General features: G+C 62.1%; 16 protein-coding genes and 2 pseudogenes. 8 read left to right on the top strand and 10 right to left on the bottom strand.

Annotation, left to right across the window (positions count from 1 at the left end):
• Nucleotides 1-79: 79 nt before the first annotated feature.
• The 4 genes and pseudogenes from AB7008_RS28265 to AB7008_RS28250 all read right to left on the bottom strand — a co-directional run.
• Complete coding sequence (locus tag AB7008_RS28265) at nucleotides 80-271, bottom strand: hypothetical protein (RefSeq protein ID WP_152621461.1); 192 nt, start codon at nucleotides 269-271, stop codon at nucleotides 80-82.
• A gap of 182 nt (nucleotides 272-453) precedes the next feature.
• The gene (locus AB7008_RS28260) at nucleotides 454-696 is read right to left on the bottom strand and encodes a PilZ domain-containing protein (RefSeq protein ID WP_080669483.1); all 243 of its coding nucleotides are present in this window, start codon (nucleotides 694-696) and stop codon (nucleotides 454-456) included.
• Nucleotides 697-1302: 606 nt separating this feature from the next.
• Nucleotides 1303-3819, bottom strand: a complete 2517-nt coding sequence (locus AB7008_RS28255) for an arylsulfatase (protein ID WP_304494211.1) — start codon at nucleotides 3817-3819, stop codon at nucleotides 1303-1305.
• A gap of 24 nt (nucleotides 3820-3843) precedes the next feature.
• Nucleotides 3844-4079 (bottom strand): annotated as a pseudogene (locus AB7008_RS28250) (SUMF1/EgtB/PvdO family nonheme iron enzyme); the annotation flags it as partial.
• A gap of 562 nt (nucleotides 4080-4641) precedes the next feature.
• Between AB7008_RS28250 and AB7008_RS28245 the strand changes: the two are divergent.
• A pseudogene (locus AB7008_RS28245) lies at nucleotides 4642-4827 on the top strand (hypothetical protein); the annotation flags it as partial.
• A 134-nt stretch (nucleotides 4828-4961) separates the two neighbouring features.
• Complete coding sequence (locus AB7008_RS28240; protein ID WP_248877920.1) at nucleotides 4962-5180, top strand: hypothetical protein; 219 nt, start codon at nucleotides 4962-4964, stop codon at nucleotides 5178-5180.
• Nucleotides 5181-5330: 150 nt separating this feature from the next.
• Here the strand turns inward: AB7008_RS28240 and AB7008_RS28235 are convergent, their stop codons facing one another.
• Entirely contained in the window at nucleotides 5331-5603 is a 273-nt protein-coding gene (locus AB7008_RS28235) for a phosphatase PAP2 family protein (protein ID WP_369525485.1), read from the bottom strand.
• Between the two features lie 118 nt (nucleotides 5604-5721).
• Here AB7008_RS28235 and AB7008_RS28230 point away from each other — a divergent pair, with 118 nt between their 5' ends.
• Nucleotides 5722-5997, top strand: a complete 276-nt coding sequence (locus AB7008_RS28230) for a hypothetical protein (protein WP_304490023.1) — start codon at nucleotides 5722-5724, stop codon at nucleotides 5995-5997.
• Nucleotides 5998-6106: 109 nt separating this feature from the next.
• Here AB7008_RS28230 and AB7008_RS28225 read toward each other — a convergent pair whose 3' ends face one another.
• Nucleotides 6107-6733, bottom strand: a complete 627-nt coding sequence (locus tag AB7008_RS28225; protein ID WP_441259862.1) for a LysR family transcriptional regulator — start codon at nucleotides 6731-6733, stop codon at nucleotides 6107-6109.
• A 129-nt stretch (nucleotides 6734-6862) separates the two neighbouring features.
• Between AB7008_RS28225 and AB7008_RS28220 the strand changes: the two genes are divergently transcribed.
• The 4 genes from AB7008_RS28220 (at nucleotide 6863) to AB7008_RS28205 (ending at nucleotide 10106) form a co-directional block, all read left to right on the top strand.
• A complete protein-coding gene (locus AB7008_RS28220) occupies nucleotides 6863-7732 on the top strand; it encodes a VOC family protein (protein WP_441259861.1) in 870 nt (289 codons plus the stop codon).
• Nucleotide 7733: 1 nt separating this feature from the next.
• Nucleotides 7734-8120: a RidA family protein gene (locus AB7008_RS28215; protein ID WP_304490020.1), complete on the top strand. Its 387-nt coding sequence runs from the start codon at nucleotides 7734-7736 to the stop codon at nucleotides 8118-8120.
• Between the two features lie 41 nt (nucleotides 8121-8161).
• Complete coding sequence (locus tag AB7008_RS28210; protein ID WP_304490019.1) at nucleotides 8162-8866, top strand: L-2-amino-thiazoline-4-carboxylic acid hydrolase; 705 nt, start codon at nucleotides 8162-8164, stop codon at nucleotides 8864-8866.
• A gap of 196 nt (nucleotides 8867-9062) precedes the next feature.
• Entirely contained in the window at nucleotides 9063-10106 is a 1044-nt protein-coding gene (locus tag AB7008_RS28205) for a medium chain dehydrogenase/reductase family protein (protein WP_304490018.1), read from the top strand.
• Nucleotides 10107-10348: 242 nt separating this feature from the next.
• Here the strand turns inward: AB7008_RS28205 and AB7008_RS28200 are convergent, their stop codons facing one another.
• From AB7008_RS28200 to AB7008_RS28185, 4 genes are all read right to left on the bottom strand, one after another.
• On the bottom strand, nucleotides 10349-11377 hold the full coding sequence (locus AB7008_RS28200; protein ID WP_028149079.1) for an ABC transporter permease: 1029 nt from the start codon (nucleotides 11375-11377) through the stop codon (nucleotides 10349-10351).
• A gap of 12 nt (nucleotides 11378-11389) precedes the next feature.
• Nucleotides 11390-12892 carry a sugar ABC transporter ATP-binding protein gene (locus AB7008_RS28195; protein WP_304490017.1) on the bottom strand — a complete coding sequence of 501 codons (1503 nt, stop codon included), beginning with the start codon at nucleotides 12890-12892 and terminating at the stop codon, nucleotides 11390-11392.
• A 6-nt stretch (nucleotides 12893-12898) separates the two neighbouring features.
• Nucleotides 12899-13921 (bottom strand): sugar ABC transporter substrate-binding protein, encoded by a 1023-nt coding sequence (locus AB7008_RS28190; RefSeq protein WP_028155964.1) that lies wholly within the window; start codon nucleotides 13919-13921, stop codon nucleotides 12899-12901.
• A gap of 139 nt (nucleotides 13922-14060) precedes the next feature.
• Entirely contained in the window at nucleotides 14061-14465 is a 405-nt protein-coding gene (locus AB7008_RS28185; protein ID WP_304490016.1) for a globin, read from the bottom strand.
• Nucleotides 14466-14943: 478 nt separating this feature from the next.
• On the opposite strand from AB7008_RS28185, the gene AB7008_RS28180 reads away from it, so the two are divergent.
• The gene (locus tag AB7008_RS28180) at nucleotides 14944-15318 is read left to right on the top strand and encodes a DUF2946 domain-containing protein (protein ID WP_028155966.1); all 375 of its coding nucleotides are present in this window, start codon (nucleotides 14944-14946) and stop codon (nucleotides 15316-15318) included.
• The last annotated feature ends 83 nt before the right edge of the window (nucleotides 15319-15401 follow it).

Raw genomic sequence — 15401 nt, 5'->3', positions numbered from 1 at the left:
GGACCAGACGGGATTCAAGCTCCGAAACCGGAGCCTCGAATCATACGCTACGAGGAGCCAACGCGGATATGAAGCGAATCTAGCGGTCTGCACTTGTCGGATCGGCAGCGCCTACAGCAGCTTTCCTCAAAGTCGGGCGCGCTCCATGCTCCGCTTCGAGAACGCTCAGGCGCTCGATCCACTCGACGATCCGAATGACGTCGGGGTAAAAGGAAAAATCCTGTTCTCCGTTTGCTAGCCCGAAATGGCAACGACTTTTGTCGTCACGCATGGCTCTCCTCAATCGACGTGCGAAAAGCGCCAGTTGCTCGTTCGACGGCATAGGCGACGCCAAAGGATTGCGTCGATCGCTTCCTGACCTTCTTTCCCCGATGAGCTCCCTCTCCGCACCAGATCGGGTGTCAATGCCGGATCTTCGTTCGCCAGTAGTCATTGTTCGGTCCCCCGATGACGCTAATCGAAAGTTACGCCTATCTTGAAAGCACCTCGCCAGACCACGCGGCACGGTAGCCTCAAATTATCCTCGGGTACGATCAACAGGAACGCGGCAGGAATCGTCGCGCTCCCATCGGAAAGCTGCAGAGCGGCCCCGGTGACAGAGAGATCACGAATTATGCAGGGGGTCTTGTCGCCACCAAACTCAATCTGCGCCGGCTTCGAAACGCGATAGCGGGGCGCACTCCGGGTTTCGACCACGAGAGATCACTCCCAATTCATTCCGTATTCGTCAGTCGTTTGATTGATCCAAAGTAGAGCCGCTCGACTATCCAACCAAACCAGCCGCTCGTCTTCGGAGGCTTCGTCGGAATTCATGTGCAACACGAACTCGTTCTCGGCGACTTTGAAAAGGCTGTCGCACGCCTGACATTCGGTAAGCGTTTGAACGGCGATAAATGAATATTTTCGCGTAGCGACGAGGCGCATGTGAAAATACAAGAATCAGAAAAATGAAATGTCGTATGATCACGGATACAGATTAAGACTCCCTTAAGGGGGGGGCTGTCGCGGCGGTTGTGCAGCAGAAGCGGACCTCCGTTGACCATACGTCAGGCGTAGTGATCAAACTAACTCATGCAATTCGCACCTCACGGTCAAAATCGACCGGCGAAACCGCGAAGGCGGCGAGGGAGGCCATGAACAGGATGGCCACTCCGCGTTCATGGATCCGTACAGCAGTCGAGGCCGAGCCGATGCCACGGCACCCCGTGTTCCTGAGCCGACCTTCGCGAGAACAACTTATGTGAGGCGGTAGGACCTGCGGGCATCCAGTGGAAGATGCTCGCAGATCAGAGGGTATCCAGGCTAGTCCCTCGCTCGTTCAAGCGCGTGCCGCATGGACTTCTGTTCGCTGCTTGTCATCTGCGTCGGGCCGAGATTGAATGTCAGCTTGTCGATCTTCCCGGTGAACTGGAACGGCAGTTTGTAGCTGTCATCCACGCCGGTGCGGCTATCGACGCCGACGTCGAAGGACTCGTCGATGGCCATCAGGAATCCAATCGAGTGCGGGATCGACTGGCGGGCGTACTCCTTGCCATCCACCGAGAGCACCCCGGTGCCACCCTTGGCCGGGCCGGGTCCATCATATTTGAAATCGAACACGATGGTGTGCTTGCCCGGCTTGAGCGCAGTACCCAACCAGTCGCGCGCGCCCACGCCGCCTTCCCAGCGGTATCGTTTCAGATCCAGCATGTTGTAGACGAAGACCGGCTTGCCCTTCAGCAAATAGAGGCCATAGCCGCTGAACCGGCCGCCGAGAGTGACGATCATTCCCTCCGCGCCGCCCGCAGGGACCGTTATCTCGGCGGTGATCTTATAGTCCTTGTTCATGATGCTGGGTGCGTTCTCGGCCGGGATGCCGGGATTAGCTCCCGTGTAGGTGAAAACAGTTTTCCCAGCGGTCGCGCTCGGCCGCGGCGTCACGAGGCGCGTCAAGACGGAGTTGTCCAGCGGCAAGACCTGGTATTTCGCCGCCTCGGTCAGGAAGAGTTCCTTCAGCTCCTGCAACTTGTCAGGATTCTTGGCCGCGACGTCGTTGTTTTGCGAGAAGTCCTCGGCGATCTTGTAGAGCTCCCACTTGTATTCGTTGATCTCAGGCATCTTTGCCGTGCCCATAAGCCAGGGCGCTTCGGGCGGTGTCGTGCAGGCATACCAGCCATCGTGGTAGATGCCGCGGTTGGCGAACATCTCGAAATACTGCGTGTCGCGCTTTGACGGAGCGTTGGCGTTGGCCTGATCAAATGTGTAAGCCATGCTCACGCCCTCGATCGGCCTTTGCGCGATGCCGTTGACCGTCGCTGGCGCCTGAATGCCGGTGGCTTCAAGGATCGTCGGCACGATATCAATGATATGGTGGAACTGACTGCGAATGCCGCCGACATCCTTGATGTGACCGGGCCATGAAATTGCCATTCCTTGGCGGGTGCCACCGAAGTGCGATGCCACCTGCTTGGTCCATTTGAACGGGGTATCGAAAGCCCACGACCAAGCGACCGACATGTGCGGGTAGGTTTTGTCTGATCCCCAATTCTCGTAGTGGAGCATCAGCTCGGCTTCGGGGAGTTTCAGCACGCCGTTGTAGGCGGTCATCTGGTTCGGGGTGCCCTCGAGCGTGCCTTCGGCGCTGGTGCCGTTGTCACCGCTGATATAGATGATCAGGGTGTTGTCGAGCTTGCCCATGTCCTCGACCGCTTTGATGACGCGGCCGATTTCATTATCGGTATAGGCTGCGTAAGCGGCAAACACCTCCGCCTCCCGCGCGTACAGTTTCTTTTGGATCAATGAGAGCGAGTCCCACTTCGGCAAGGTATCAGGCCAGGCGGTGAGTTGGGTATTCACCGGGATGACCCCGAGTCGCTTCTGGTTGGCGAAGATCTGCTCGCGCAGCTTTTCCCAGCCCATGTCGAACTTGCCCTTGAACTTGTCGATCCATTCCTTTTTCGGCTGATGCGGCGAATGGGTGCCGCCGGGCACGTAGTAGAGGAAGAACGGCTTGTCGGGTGCGGCCGCGTTCAGGCTGTTCATGTAGTTGATGGCTTCGTCCGCCATATCGGTGGTGAGGTTGTAGCCGGACTTGCCGATCCACGGAAAAATCTGGGTCGTGTTTTTATAAAGATAGGGCGTCCACTGGTCGGTCTCGCCGCCCATGAACCCGTAGAAGTATTGAAATCCCATTCCGACCGGCCATTGATCGAATGGCCCGGCCGCGCTGTACAGATAGGTTGGCGTGTTATGGTTCTTCCCGAACCATGAGGTGGCGAAGCCGTTGTCACGCAAAATGGTCCCGATCGTGGCGTTCTCGGGTCCGATGACGGAATCGTAGCCGGGGTAGCCGGTGGACAGCTCGCCGATGACGCCGAATCCGACCGAATGGTGGTTGCGGCCGGTGATCAGCGCTGCGCGCGTCGGCGAGCACAGCGCCGTCGAGTGAAACTGCGTGTAGCGAAGACCCGTCTCGGCGATGCGATCCATGTTCGGAGTCGGGATGACTCCACCGAAGGTGCCAGTCACGCCATAACCTTGATCATCGGTCATGATCAGCAGCACGTTTGGCGCGCCTTTGGGCGGCACCACGGATGGTGGCCAGTAGGGCTTGGAGTCCTTCGCGGTTTCCTTGATATCGCCGCCGAACTTGGGAGGCTCGGCCGGAAGCTGCTTGCCATCGAGTGTCATCGTGGCACTGGGCGTACCCGGCGTGCCCGTGATTTGTTGGGCCGCCGCCGGCGCAGCAAGCAGGCCGGGCAACGTGACGAGCAAGGTCGCAAGACCGGTGGCCAACAGCAGTCTTTGCCTCAGTCCAAGCCTGTCTTGTTCATCGATCATGGGATTTCTCCTCTCGTTTGATGCAACGGAACCCAACCCAACGTGACTGGCCGATGTGTCGACCGGCTCGGGATGGCGTGCCGCCGGCCGGTAGCGGCGGCATTAATTGGGCGCGCAGAGATGCGATCCACCTTTCAACACCTTGCGCGAGATCTTGATGTTAGGCGCGCACGGGTCGTAGCTCTGGTCCTTCGACCGCCGTGCGGGTTTTCCGGGATACAGCAGGCTTTCCGCGCATCGGCCTCATACTTGACCACGTACAGACGAAGGTTGCCGATGGAAATCCGATGGAGTGCCGCATAGCGTCGCCTCCTTTAGTGGTACCTATATTCTTGCGGTGGGACCAACTCGGATTAACCACCGGTAAAATCAGAGCACCCCAGCGCCGGCATTTTGATGCTGGCGCGTGTGCTCTCAGAATCGAAACGAGACTTGCGAAAAATGCACGGGACTCCATTCGATATTGTTTGAGCCCTCTCTGCGAGCCAAGTTTTAGCTCAGAGCGATGACCAGCCGAGGCCGTTATTGCATTTGTACTGGATCGGCCGACGACTTCAGGTGTCGTCATCGCTGGCACAAACTGCATAGTGCACAGCAGTCAGCGCCAGTTGCTGTTGGCGTATGCAAGAGAAGGCACGGCATGGCTGCATAAAGCGCGTCTATCCGGGCATGTCCGGCTGCGCCACTGCCTTTGGCGAGAATGCGGGCATGATCGGCCTGCTGCCTCGATCCTCGTGTGGGTCAGTTCCTACACGGCGTATTTGTGAGTCCGGAAGTTAACCGGAGAAAGCCGCGCTAAGATGCGGACGTCCCGGCGCGGACAAGCCCGGTCCGGTGCTGGAAACGCGAGCCGATGGGCACGCGGTGAGGTGCTGGCGGGCTGATGAGATTGCTGGGCAGATGCAATTGGCTTCGACCGAGGGCGGGCATCCCAGGGATGGAAGGCGCGTCCGTCGTGGTCAAAAGCGTCGTTCTAGTGGCCCGCTCGTTACTTCCGGTCTACCCTGACAGGCTGACGATTTTTGGGGCCCGCCCATGGGAATCGCGTGGGGTTGATTTCTTGGGGCGGTCCAATCGCGTATCGCCCTATTTTCATCTGTGCTACCTGATTGGATAGCAAAATGTAGCAGGAAAGGCAGATCATGACTGACGATCAGGTCAATCTCGTCGTTCGGCACCTTTGCGAGCAATTGCACTTGGCGCTCCGATTGAAGGGCAGCGAGGCTCATCCACCAAACGCCAAGGATATTGGATTCGATCCGGTCTCTGTGAGAACCGTATTGCTGACCGGCTTGCGTTCGGCGGGTGTCACGACCCACCACGAGGCGGTCGGGAAGAGTGATGAGCCGCCATGGTCCTAAGCACAAGACGCGGGACAGAAGCCTCGCGCCAATGTCTCAGTCGGGTCCGCAGCAGACAAATCCACTACGGCGTCCATAGGTCCGTTAGGGGCCAAAAGCTGACGTTCAAAGGTGTATCCTAAACCGGACTACTTACGACGGCATGGCCGTTCAAACGCCGCGGCTAAAGGCAGGATCGACCAGCCGACCCGGCTCCGCCGATGCCGACCGCGTCGAGGCCGCCAGCGGGCTTGCAGCGACGACCGCCGTTAGGCATTTCGACAACTGGATCGTCAGCGCAGCCACCGACACGCCGGCGATCACATCCACGAAATAATGCCCCCCAACCAGAGGGGTCGCAACGAGCATTCCCGCATTCAGTGCAGCTAGCGCTGCGGAGCGAAGAAGTTCGCGCCTTGTCAACATGATGCCTGCTGTGAGCATGGAGGCCAACTGGAGCAAGCCGCGCTACGGCGCGGTCGATCCGGCGCGGACAACACCGGTGTTTCTGCTATAGTGCGACCTTCGAACTTGCGGGGTGGCTGCTTCAAGGGTTGAAATCATGCACAGAGCATCTGCATCATTGCTACTTGCCTTCGTTTTTATTCTATTTGCTCCGCAAGTGCGGGCGCAGCAAATTCCGGCCGAAACAGTTCAGGGAATGCTTGCGGCCCAGATTCGCACGCAAGGCTTCACCTGCGAAAAGCCACTCGGCGCAAAGAAGAACACGAAGGAGTCTCGACCTGATCGCGACGTTTGGGTTCTTAAATGCAGCAACGCCACGTACAAGATCACGCGCGTTCCCGATATGGCGGCGAAGGTCGAACCGCTGCCGTGAGCTCGGTGGTCTCTACGGGACCAGCGCCATGATGGACTTGTGCCGGTGTTTTGCCTGACGTCTCAAACGTCCTGGCGGCGAGGGCTCAAGCCATGTTCTTACGGTCGCCTCAACTTCCGCTGATGCCGACCAGACGAGGGCGGCGGTTTGCGAGAGGGTTTTCGGCCGGCAGGGCGCGCAGCCACGCGCGAAAACTGACGATCTCGGGGCAATCCGCGGTGCCTTGAGGCGCGATCAGCCAATCACCGAGGCCTGATCCCTCATTGATCCGGTCGCAGCGATAGCCCGGATGGTGGCCGAGACCGCGGGCGATCAAGAGGTCGACCTTGCCCTCGACCAATTCGTGCAGGCCGGCCGGCTGCAGCACCCGCAAACCGATCTCCGCATGCGCGCTGCGAAACTCCGCCAATTCGAGCCGGCGCAGGTCGAAGCTGCCATGGACCCCCAACTGCAGCAGCACCGCGCCCTCCGGCTTCAATTGCGAGGTCGCCTCCGCAATGTGACGAAAACCTTCGGAGACCCCGGGCAGATAGGCCTGACCGGCCGCGGTGAGAATGAGCTGCTTATGCAGCCGCTCGAACAGCTGCACGCCGAGACGTGCCTCCAGCGCCTTCACCTGCTGTCCCACGGCGGCAGGTGTCACGTGCAGCTCGTGCGCGGCCAGCTTGAAGCTGAGATGCCGGGCGGCGGCCTCAAAAGCGCGGAGCGCGTTGAGCGGGGGAAGGGCGTAGGTCATCGCACCGCAGTTTGACACCGATGGGCCCTGGCCTTGCAATAGATTTTCTTGCGCTGAACCGCAGCAGCAATGCTTTGATCGGCGCCGTCATCGCCGGATACGGTCGGCCTGCAAATTCGGAGACCCCCAATGCCCCGTCATCTAGATCATCTCGTCATTTGCGTCCGCGATCTGGAGCAGGCCGCGCTGGATTGGCAGGCGCTGGGCTTCAACCTCACGCCGACCGGTGTGCACCCGTTCGGAACGAGCAACCGCCTTGCACAGTTCGCCGACAATTTTCTGGAGTTGCTGGCCATCACCGACGATGCGTTGGTGCCGCCAGCCACGCCGGGCCATTTCAGCTTCGCGGCCCACAACCGCGATTTTCTTGCGGCCGCCGAGGGAATGTCGATGCTGGTCCTGCACAGCACCGACGCCCATGCCGATGCCGCGCGTTTCAAGGCCGACCGCATCGGCGATTATGCCCCGTTCGATTTCGGCCGTGACGCGGTGCTCCCGGGCGGGGGCACGGCGCGCGTCGCGTTCTCGCTGGCTTTTGCCACCAATCCCGCCATGCCCGGGATTGCGTTCTTCACCTGCCAGCAGCGTCACCCGCCGGAACTGTTCTGGAAGGCGCAGTATCAGCGTCATCCCAACGGCGCCCTCCGCGTGGTCGAGGTGGTGATGTCGGCGGCGGAGCCGGCGGCGCATCGCGATTTCCTCGAGCGGCTCACGGAAGGCACGGCCGAGCTTGCGCCCGGGCGGCTGACGATTGGTGAGCGCGGCAATCATATCACCCTGCTTGACCCGTCCGAGCTGGCGCGCCGGTTACCGGGCCTCGCGAACGGCGCTTCGCCGCGCTTTTGCGCGGCGCGCCTGGCGGTCGCTGATCTGGATGCGACAAGGCGAACGCTGGAACACAACGGCGTCGGCTTTGCGATGACCGGTGCCGTGCTGTTCGTGCCACCCGCCACCGCGCATGGTCTGGCGCTCGAATTCGTCGAACAGGAGGCAAGCTGACATGGCTCACATCGCCAATCATAATCCCGCAACGGTTCATCCTCCCGCCGGCGGTTACAGCATGGGACTTGAATTGTCGCAGCATCGCCGCCTGTTGTTCATCAGTGGTCAGGTGCCCGAGAAAACCGACGGCACCGTGCCCGAAGGTTTCGAGGCGCAATGCGAGCAGGCCTGGCGCAACGTGATCGCGGTGCTCGCCGCCGCCGGCCTTGGCGTCGGGAATCTGGTCAAGGTCACCACGTTCCTGACTGACCGGACTCAAGTCGTGACCAACCGCACCATTCGCCGCGCTGTGCTCGGGGACCACCAGCCCGCGCTGACGGTCGTGGTCGTCGAGACCGTCGAGAGCAAATGGCTGCTCGAGATCGAGGCGATCGCCGCGGAATGAAGCCGGCGTCGCCAACCTTGCAATGAGCCGTCAGGTGTCCAATAGCTGAGAACATCCATCCCTTCTACGAGACGCATCGGAACGCAATGGAGGCCGCCATGCGCGAGCGGCTCGACCTCGCCGAAGCGATGCTGCGCGAGCGCACGCATCTCACCGACATCGACGGGATCAGGCGGGAGGTGATGGACGAATTTGAGATTGTCCTCACCCAAATGCCCTATGTCGGCGGCGCGGCAAGCCGCATGAGCGATTTCTTCATGCGCCTGACGGGGTTCATGGCCATCAGCCGGGTGCTGCAGCGACACGGCGTGCCGGTGCCTGTGATCGGCGAGATCGAGCGAGAAACCTACAAGGCGCAATTGCTGACCGTATCAGAAGCGGAACGTCTCGCCTCGGGGCGGCAATTCATGTCGCCGGAGAACCACGCCTTGCTGCGCGAGCAGGCGGCAAGGAGCGCTACAAAAGCGCATCAGGAAGAGTTTCCGGAAGACTTCGTCTATGATTTCGTCGAGCCGGGTCCGGACGACAGCTTTACATTCGGCATCAACTACAAGGCCTGCGGCTTCTGCAAGCTCGCAGCGCGCCACGGGGACAAGGACATCCTGCCGAACATCTGCGGGCTCGATTTCGCCGCCTACGCAGCGCGTGGCATCCGCCTGGAGCGCACACAAACATTGGCGGGCGGCGCAAGCCACTGCAATTTCCGCTTCTCGCGGCTCCCGCCGGATGAGGCCGTGAACCCATAAATCGGCCGCGATGACAGCTCGCGAAAGTTCGCTATGCCACGGTAGCCATAAAATGGCGCATCGCATGCTTTGAGCCAGATCAAGGTAGAACTTCAGGCCGGCCATATCCTCAATGCTTGCCGACGTGGCGATGCAAAGTAGTTGCCGAAGTGTGTCCGTCCTTGCGCTGGATCACGACATTGCGTGGAGATCGCCGATGATGGAGCCGCGCAATCGAGTTGTTCAAGTCAGCCTCTTCGGTGATCCCGAGAAGCTGGAGGTGGTCGAGGCTCCCTTGCCGACCGCCGGCCGGGGCGAGCTGCGGGTCCGTGTACTTGCGTCGAGCCTCAACTACACCGAGGTGTTGATCAGGCGCCATCTATACCCGCAGACGATGGGCCTCCGGCCGCCGTTCGTAATGGGCTACGACGTGGTCGGGGCAATCGATCAGCTCGGTGAAGGCGTGCACGACTTTCAGATTGGCGACCGCGTGGCCGACATGACGGTGGTCGGGTCAAACGCCGACTATCGCACGCTTCGCGCGAACGACGTGGCCCGTGTGCCGGAGGGCGTAGACGCGGCGGAGGCGGCCACACTGATCTTGAGCTGGACGACCGCGTACCAGCTTCTGCACCGCGCGGCCCGGGTCCAGCGAGGCCAGCGCGTGCTCGTGCACGGCGCCGCCGGCGCCGTCGGCCAGGCGCTGCTCGTGCTCGGGAGACTGGCCGGCATCGAGCTGTGGGGCACTGCGCGCAGCGAGCACATGGCGCTCGTCCGAGAGCTAGGGGCAACGCCGATCGACTACAAGCATGAGGACTTCACGCAGGTCCTGCCGGGCGGGTTCGACGTTATCGTCGACGGCGTTGGCGAAGACGGCTATCGCCGCTCATACGCGGCGCTCAAGCCAGGCGGCCTGCTCTGTGCCATCGGTTTCTCGGCGAGCGTGCAAGCGCAGCGTCGCATGCTCCCTATCGTGATGGAGATCGCACGCCTTTACCTGTGGAGATTGTTGCCCGGCGGCAAGCGGGCCCGGTTTTACTCGGTAAATGCGATGCGGGCGCGACATCCCACCTGGTTCAAGGAGGACTTGGAGCGGCTGTTCAGGCTTTTGGCAACTGGTGCCATCCGGCCGCACATCGCCGAGCGGATCTCCTTCGATGAGGTCGCCGATGCTCACCGCCGCCTCGAGACTGGTGGCCTCGAGGGCAAGCTCGTGCTGTGCCCGGATCTCTCGTCGCGACACGACCAGCGCGCCGCCTGAGACGGCGCTCCAGATATGTATCCGCGGATAGATTCCTGGATTGCTTCGCTGCGCTCGCAATGACGGAGTTCGGGGCGCGGCCCGAGGCCCATCGGCGCCCGTCGCCATGATGACATCGTGCGCCTGTTTTGCCCGACGTGTCAAAAGCCCTGGAGCGCGGGCTCAAGCCACCTCACGCCAAATTCCTCAATGATTTGTACTGTGCATGGGGTTGTTTTCGCGTTTTTTGTTTTGAGGGCCGTCTACTCCGCCGCTTTTTCCCTGAGCCGCTGCGCGTAGACGTTGATGACCAGCGCCGCCAGCAGGATCAGGCCGCGGATCAGGATCTTCAGGAAGCTGTCGATGTTGACGTGGTCGAGGCCGTTATTCAGGACACCGAGCACGAACAGCCCGACGATGGTGTTGCCGATGCCGCCGCGGCCGCCGAACAGGCTGGTGCCGCCGACGACGACGGCGGCGATGGAGTCGAGCAGATAGGTGTCGAACTCGTTCTGCTGGGCGCTGCCGAAATGGGCTACTCCCAGCATGCCGCCGATGCCCGAGCACACCGCCGAGATCACCATCACGGCGCCAAGGATGAGCTTGACGTTGAGGCCGGAATATTCGGCGGCCTCGCGGTTGCCGCCGACCATGTAGACGTAGCGGCCGAAGCGCGTGTAGGTCAGCACCAGATGGCCGCCGAGCAGCATGATGGCCGCGACGATGACGATCCAGGGGATGCCGCCGATCGAGCCCGAGCCGAGCGTGGTGATCAGGCCGGGCACCTTGTAGGCGATCTGGCCGCGCACCAGCAGCGCCGAGACGCCGGCCGCGATCTGCATCATCGCCAGCGTCATGATGAAGGAGGGGATGCCAATCACGGTCAGGCCGAGCGCGTTGACGAGGCCGAGCAGCGCGCAGAGCAGGATCGACAGGATGATCGCGACCGCGCCGGGCAGGGGGATGTTGGCGATGTTGACGTAGGATTCCTGCAGCGTGAAGTAGGCGACCGCGATGCCGGTGACGTTGGCGATGCTGGCGATCGAGAGGTCGATCTCCGCGCAGAGGATCACGAAGGTGAGGCCGACCGCAATGATGCCGGTGACCGACACCTGCGTCAGGATGTTCCCGAGATTGTCCAGGGTCGCGAAGGAGGGGCTGGCAAAGGCGAAGAAGGCGGAGAGGAAGATCAGGGTGAGGAACGGCGCGATGTTGCGCATCTGCGAGCGCAGGAAGGGCGCAACGCCGCGCGGCCGCCGCCCTGCCGCCAAAGCCGTCTCACTGCTCGCCATGGTGCTTCTCCGTCACGCCGCTTCCAGCAGGCGGTCCTTGCTGACCGGCTCGTTCTTGAATTCCCGCACCAACGCGCCGCGCTTGAGCACGAGGATGCGGTCGGCCAGCGACAGCACCGTTTCCGGTTCGGTCGACAGCACGATGACCGCGAGCCCCTTGGCGCGGAGATCGCGGACGATGTTGATGACGTCGTTCTTGGCGCCGACATCCATGCCCCGGGTCGGCTCGCACAGCACCAGCAGCTTCGGCGGATAGGTCAGCCATTTTGCCAGCGCGACCTTCTGCTGGTTACCGCCGGAGAGCATGCCGAGATCGAGGCCGACCACCGGCGGCCTGATCTGCAGCTGCTCGACCTGGCGCTTGGCGATGTCGCGCTCCTGCGCCGGCTTGAGCAGCAGCGACGAGATGCGGTCGAGAATGCTGATCGAGATGTTCTTGTAGACCGGCTCCTGGTGAAACAGCATGGCGCGCCGGCTCTCCGGCACCAGCGCCACGCCGGCGCGCCGCGCCGCCGCCGTGCTGGCGAAGGTTTTTGGCTTGCCCTCGACGGCGAGCGTGCCGCCGTCCGGCTTCAGCTTGCCGAACAGGATGCGCGACAGCTCCTGCTGGCCGCAGCCCATGAACCCGTAGATGCCGAGCACCTCGCCGGCGCGCGCCTCGAAGGAGATGTCCTTCAGGCTGCGGGCCAGCGACAATTGGTCGACCTTCAGGACCACGGAGCTGTCGCTTGCCCGTGGCAGCATGAGGTCATCGGTGTAGCTGTGCTCGAGCGCTTCGCCGCCGCGGCCGATCATGGCCTCGATCAGCGCGCCCTTGCTGGTCGCAGCCGAGGCAGTCTCGGCGACCTTCCGCCCGTTGCGGAACACGGTCACCGTGTCGGACACAAGCAGGATGTCCTCGATGAAATGCGAGATGAAGACGATAGCGGTGCCTTCCTCGCGCAGCCGCCGCAGCGTCGCGAACAGCCGCTCGACCTCGGGCGGGGAGAGGGCGGAGGTCGGCTCGTCCAGGATGACGATGCGGGCGCCGGAGAACAGCACCCGGGCGATCTCGATCAGCTGCTGGAGCCCGATCGGGAGGTCGCCGAGCCTGGACATCGGATCGACGTCGATGCCGAAGCGGGCGAGCTGCTCGCCGGCCTCGCGCGCCATGCGCCGCCATTGCACAAGGCCGAACCGGTTGGTCGGCTGGTTGCCCAGGAACACGTTCTCGGCGACCGTGAGATCGGGTGCGACGCTCAGCTCCTGATGCACCATGGCGATACCGGCCGCGTGTGCATCGCGGGCGGAGCGGAAATGCGTCTCCTTCCCGTCGATCAGGAAGCGGCCCGAGAATTCGCTGTGCACGCCGGCGATGATCTTCATCAGCGTGCTTTTGCCGGCGCCGTTCTCGCCGACGAGACCGTGGATCTCGCCGGCTGAGAGCGCGAAGTCGACACCACGAAGCGCCTCGACGCCGCCGAAGCTCTTCGTGATGCCTTGCAGTTCCAGGATGGGCGCACGAACCTCAGGCATGGAGGCTCAGATCAGGAAGTGATCCTGCATCCACTGCATCCCGGCGGCGTTGGCCTTGGTCACGACTGGGCCGTCGGTGACGACGTTCTTGGGAATGCCCTGTCCGCTCTTCTCGCCGCCGACCACGGCGGAAACGCCCGCGATGATGGCGCCGCCATGGATGCGGCAGGACGGATTGCGCACGGTCGCGAACATGCGGCCTTCGCTCACCGCCTGGATCGCCGGTGGCATCGCATCGACGCCGCCGATCAGGATGTTGGTGCGATTGCGCGCCTTCATGATGTTGGCGGCGGCAAGCGCCATGTCGTCATTGTGGAAGAACGCCGCGTCGATCTGCGGGTATTTGGTCAGGTAGGTTTCCCAGAGACGCGCAGTTTTCGACACGTCCCAGTCGGCGGGCTGGGTGTCGAGCACCTCGATGTTCGGGAACTGCTTGACGACGGTGTTGAAGCCCTTCGCACGGCCTTGCGCGCCGGTATGGCCGAGCGCGCCTTGCGTCATGATGATCTTGCCCTTGCCGCCCATGGCGTTGCACAGCGCCTGTGTCACCGAGGCGCCCATGAACTCGTTGTCGGGGGCAAGGAAAGAGTGGACGTTGATCTGGTCGAGCGGGGCAATCAGCGTGTCCATGTCGATCACCGGCGTGCCGGCATCGATCATCTTCTGCACGGGCTGGGTGAGGGTGCCGATACCGAAGGCCTGGATCGCGACGAAGTCCCACTTTTGCGAGGCCATGTTGTCGATCGCCGCGCGCTGCTTCACCGCATCGAGCTGGCCGTCGAACCAGGTCACCTCGACATTGAACAGCTTGCCCCAGAATTCCGCCGCCTGCTTGCCCTGGGCGCACCAGGTGGCCTGGAGGCCCGCATTGGAGAAGGCCGCCTTCAGCGGCTTCTCGGATCGTCCGACCTCGGCTGCAAGGGCGGGGTTTATGCCCATACTGCCGAGAAGGGCAGTCGCGGCGCCGGCGGTCGCCGCCGCCTGAAGAAGATCGCGCCTCGTCGTCGAGAAATCTTTCGTCCCGGACATCGCTCGCTCCCATAAAATTTTCGTCGGCGCGTCATTGATTGCGCGACCGATGTTCGAAAGTCTCTCACAAGAGTTCCTGCCACTCAATCTGCAATCGATCGCGAGATCGCCGCAGCTCGTGTTGGTGCAGCGCAAAGCGTCAGGCCGGAATGGTGGCGAAGGCGTCGATCTCGACGAGCAGCTGGTCCCAGGCCTGTGCGATTTCCGGCGACCATTCGTCGCCGAGGAGGTCGCGCAGCGCATCCCTGATGACGGCGAAGAACGCGATGAACAGCTCGCGCGGAGTGCCGTAGCCATCATGCGAGGCGACCTCGCAGGCGATCAGCCTGAAATGGCCCCGACGCTCACCGGCGAAGTCGAGGATCGCCTCGATCGTCAGCGCAAGCATCGACCCCATCACCGGCTCACTGCCCTGCGACCGGAACATGGTCCGCGTTTCGGGATGCTGTTCGAACAGCCGTTGGTAAACGAGTGGCGTGAGATCTGCGCAACGCGAGGCTGCGAGTTCGAAGCTGTTCTCGATTGAATTAAGGGGAGCGCTCATCGGCATCGAAGCCATGCGGGCAAAAAAAGAGCGGGGCCCTGGCCCCGCTCGAAAATTGTGTCGACCCTATTATCCCCGATTCTAAGATTTGCTCTTGATTGACGGGGCGACGCTGCGTTTTGCGCGCCAGGGGCTCCTCCCGAGACTTGGACCACCAGACTTCGACCTCTCGGCCAGCCTGAGCAAGAGGGATGCTAGATCAACTTTTCTCACTTGTCATCATTTTCGGCAACGATTGTTCAAAATTAGAGCAGCTGACGAAATGATCGGGCTGTTTGCCCTGTAAGCATATGACAAATATAGGAAATCTGTGGATGGGGAGGGTTGCCGGACTGCCTCAAATGCCGGACGTCCCAGCCCGTGGGGCGGCGGGACCACAGTTTTCGAGAAATTTGCGCCGGGCCAAGAAGCCCGTGGAACTGACCTCGACTCAGGTCTCGGCGAGGTGTTTAGTTTAGGCGGACGAATGGTTCGGCGGATGCGCGCACGGCTGCAAAAATTCCTACCCCTGGTCCTGCTCGCTTTGGCGATGCAGGTGCTGGCGCCGATTGCCGCCTGTCTGGCGGCCGGCCAGGCCGTGGCCGATCCGTTGTCTGCCGGCGTCATCTGCCACAGCGCGAGCGAGCAGGGCGGTCTGAACGACCAGACCGGCGCGCCGACCGCACATGGCGCCGCGTGCGCGCTGTGCTGCCTGGCGCAGGCGGGCGCATCGCTCGATTCGCCGCCGCACGTCGCGCTCGCCATTCCCTTCCGCCACGCCGCGCGCGTGGTGTGGCATGCGGCGGATGTATCCGCCGTCGCGATCCATAAGGGCACAAGCGCACAGGCGCGCGCACCACCTCAATTTTCCTGACGACCCTCGTGATTGCCGCGGTCCGTCCGCTGGCGATCGATGCTGTCGAATGGCCGGAGAGAAAGCCGGCGTCAGGAATGCCC

Origin of the sequence: Bradyrhizobium sp. 521_C7_N1_3, from assembly GCF_052075975.1 — a bacterium.
In the GTDB taxonomy this organism is placed as follows: Bacteria; Pseudomonadota; Alphaproteobacteria; order Rhizobiales; family Xanthobacteraceae; genus Bradyrhizobium; species Bradyrhizobium japonicum.
The sequence above is the reverse complement of the archived record's forward strand: the minus strand, read 5'-3'. Positions and strand labels throughout refer to the sequence as shown.

Bases quoted from the DNA above. Each gene is read 5' to 3' on its own strand.
- AB7008_RS28265 (WP_152621461.1), bottom strand. From the start codon at position 271: ATGCGTGACGACAAAAGTCGTTGCCATTTCGGGCTAGCAAACGGAGAA.
- AB7008_RS28255 (WP_304494211.1), bottom strand. From the start codon at position 3,819: ATGATCGATGAACAAGACAGGCTTGGACTGAGGCAAAGACTGCTGTTG.
- AB7008_RS28240 (WP_248877920.1), top strand. From the start codon at position 4,962: ATGACTGACGATCAGGTCAATCTCGTCGTTCGGCACCTTTGCGAGCAA.
- AB7008_RS28235 (WP_369525485.1), bottom strand. From the start codon at position 5,603: ATGCTCACAGCAGGCATCATGTTGACAAGGCGCGAACTTCTTCGCTCC.
- AB7008_RS28230 (WP_304490023.1), top strand. From the start codon at position 5,722: ATGCACAGAGCATCTGCATCATTGCTACTTGCCTTCGTTTTTATTCTA.
- AB7008_RS28225 (WP_441259862.1), bottom strand. From the start codon at position 6,733: ATGACCTACGCCCTTCCCCCGCTCAACGCGCTCCGCGCTTTTGAGGCC.
- AB7008_RS28220 (WP_441259861.1), top strand. From the start codon at position 6,863: ATGCCCCGTCATCTAGATCATCTCGTCATTTGCGTCCGCGATCTGGAG.
- AB7008_RS28215 (WP_304490020.1), top strand. From the start codon at position 7,734: ATGGCTCACATCGCCAATCATAATCCCGCAACGGTTCATCCTCCCGCC.
- AB7008_RS28205 (WP_304490018.1), top strand. From the start codon at position 9,063: ATGATGGAGCCGCGCAATCGAGTTGTTCAAGTCAGCCTCTTCGGTGAT.
- AB7008_RS28200 (WP_028149079.1), bottom strand. From the start codon at position 11,377: ATGGCGAGCAGTGAGACGGCTTTGGCGGCAGGGCGGCGGCCGCGCGGC.
- AB7008_RS28195 (WP_304490017.1), bottom strand. From the start codon at position 12,892: ATGCCTGAGGTTCGTGCGCCCATCCTGGAACTGCAAGGCATCACGAAG.
- AB7008_RS28190 (WP_028155964.1), bottom strand. From the start codon at position 13,921: ATGTCCGGGACGAAAGATTTCTCGACGACGAGGCGCGATCTTCTTCAG.
- AB7008_RS28185 (WP_304490016.1), bottom strand. From the start codon at position 14,465: ATGAGCGCTCCCCTTAATTCAATCGAGAACAGCTTCGAACTCGCAGCC.
- AB7008_RS28180 (WP_028155966.1), top strand. From the start codon at position 14,944: ATGCGCGCACGGCTGCAAAAATTCCTACCCCTGGTCCTGCTCGCTTTG.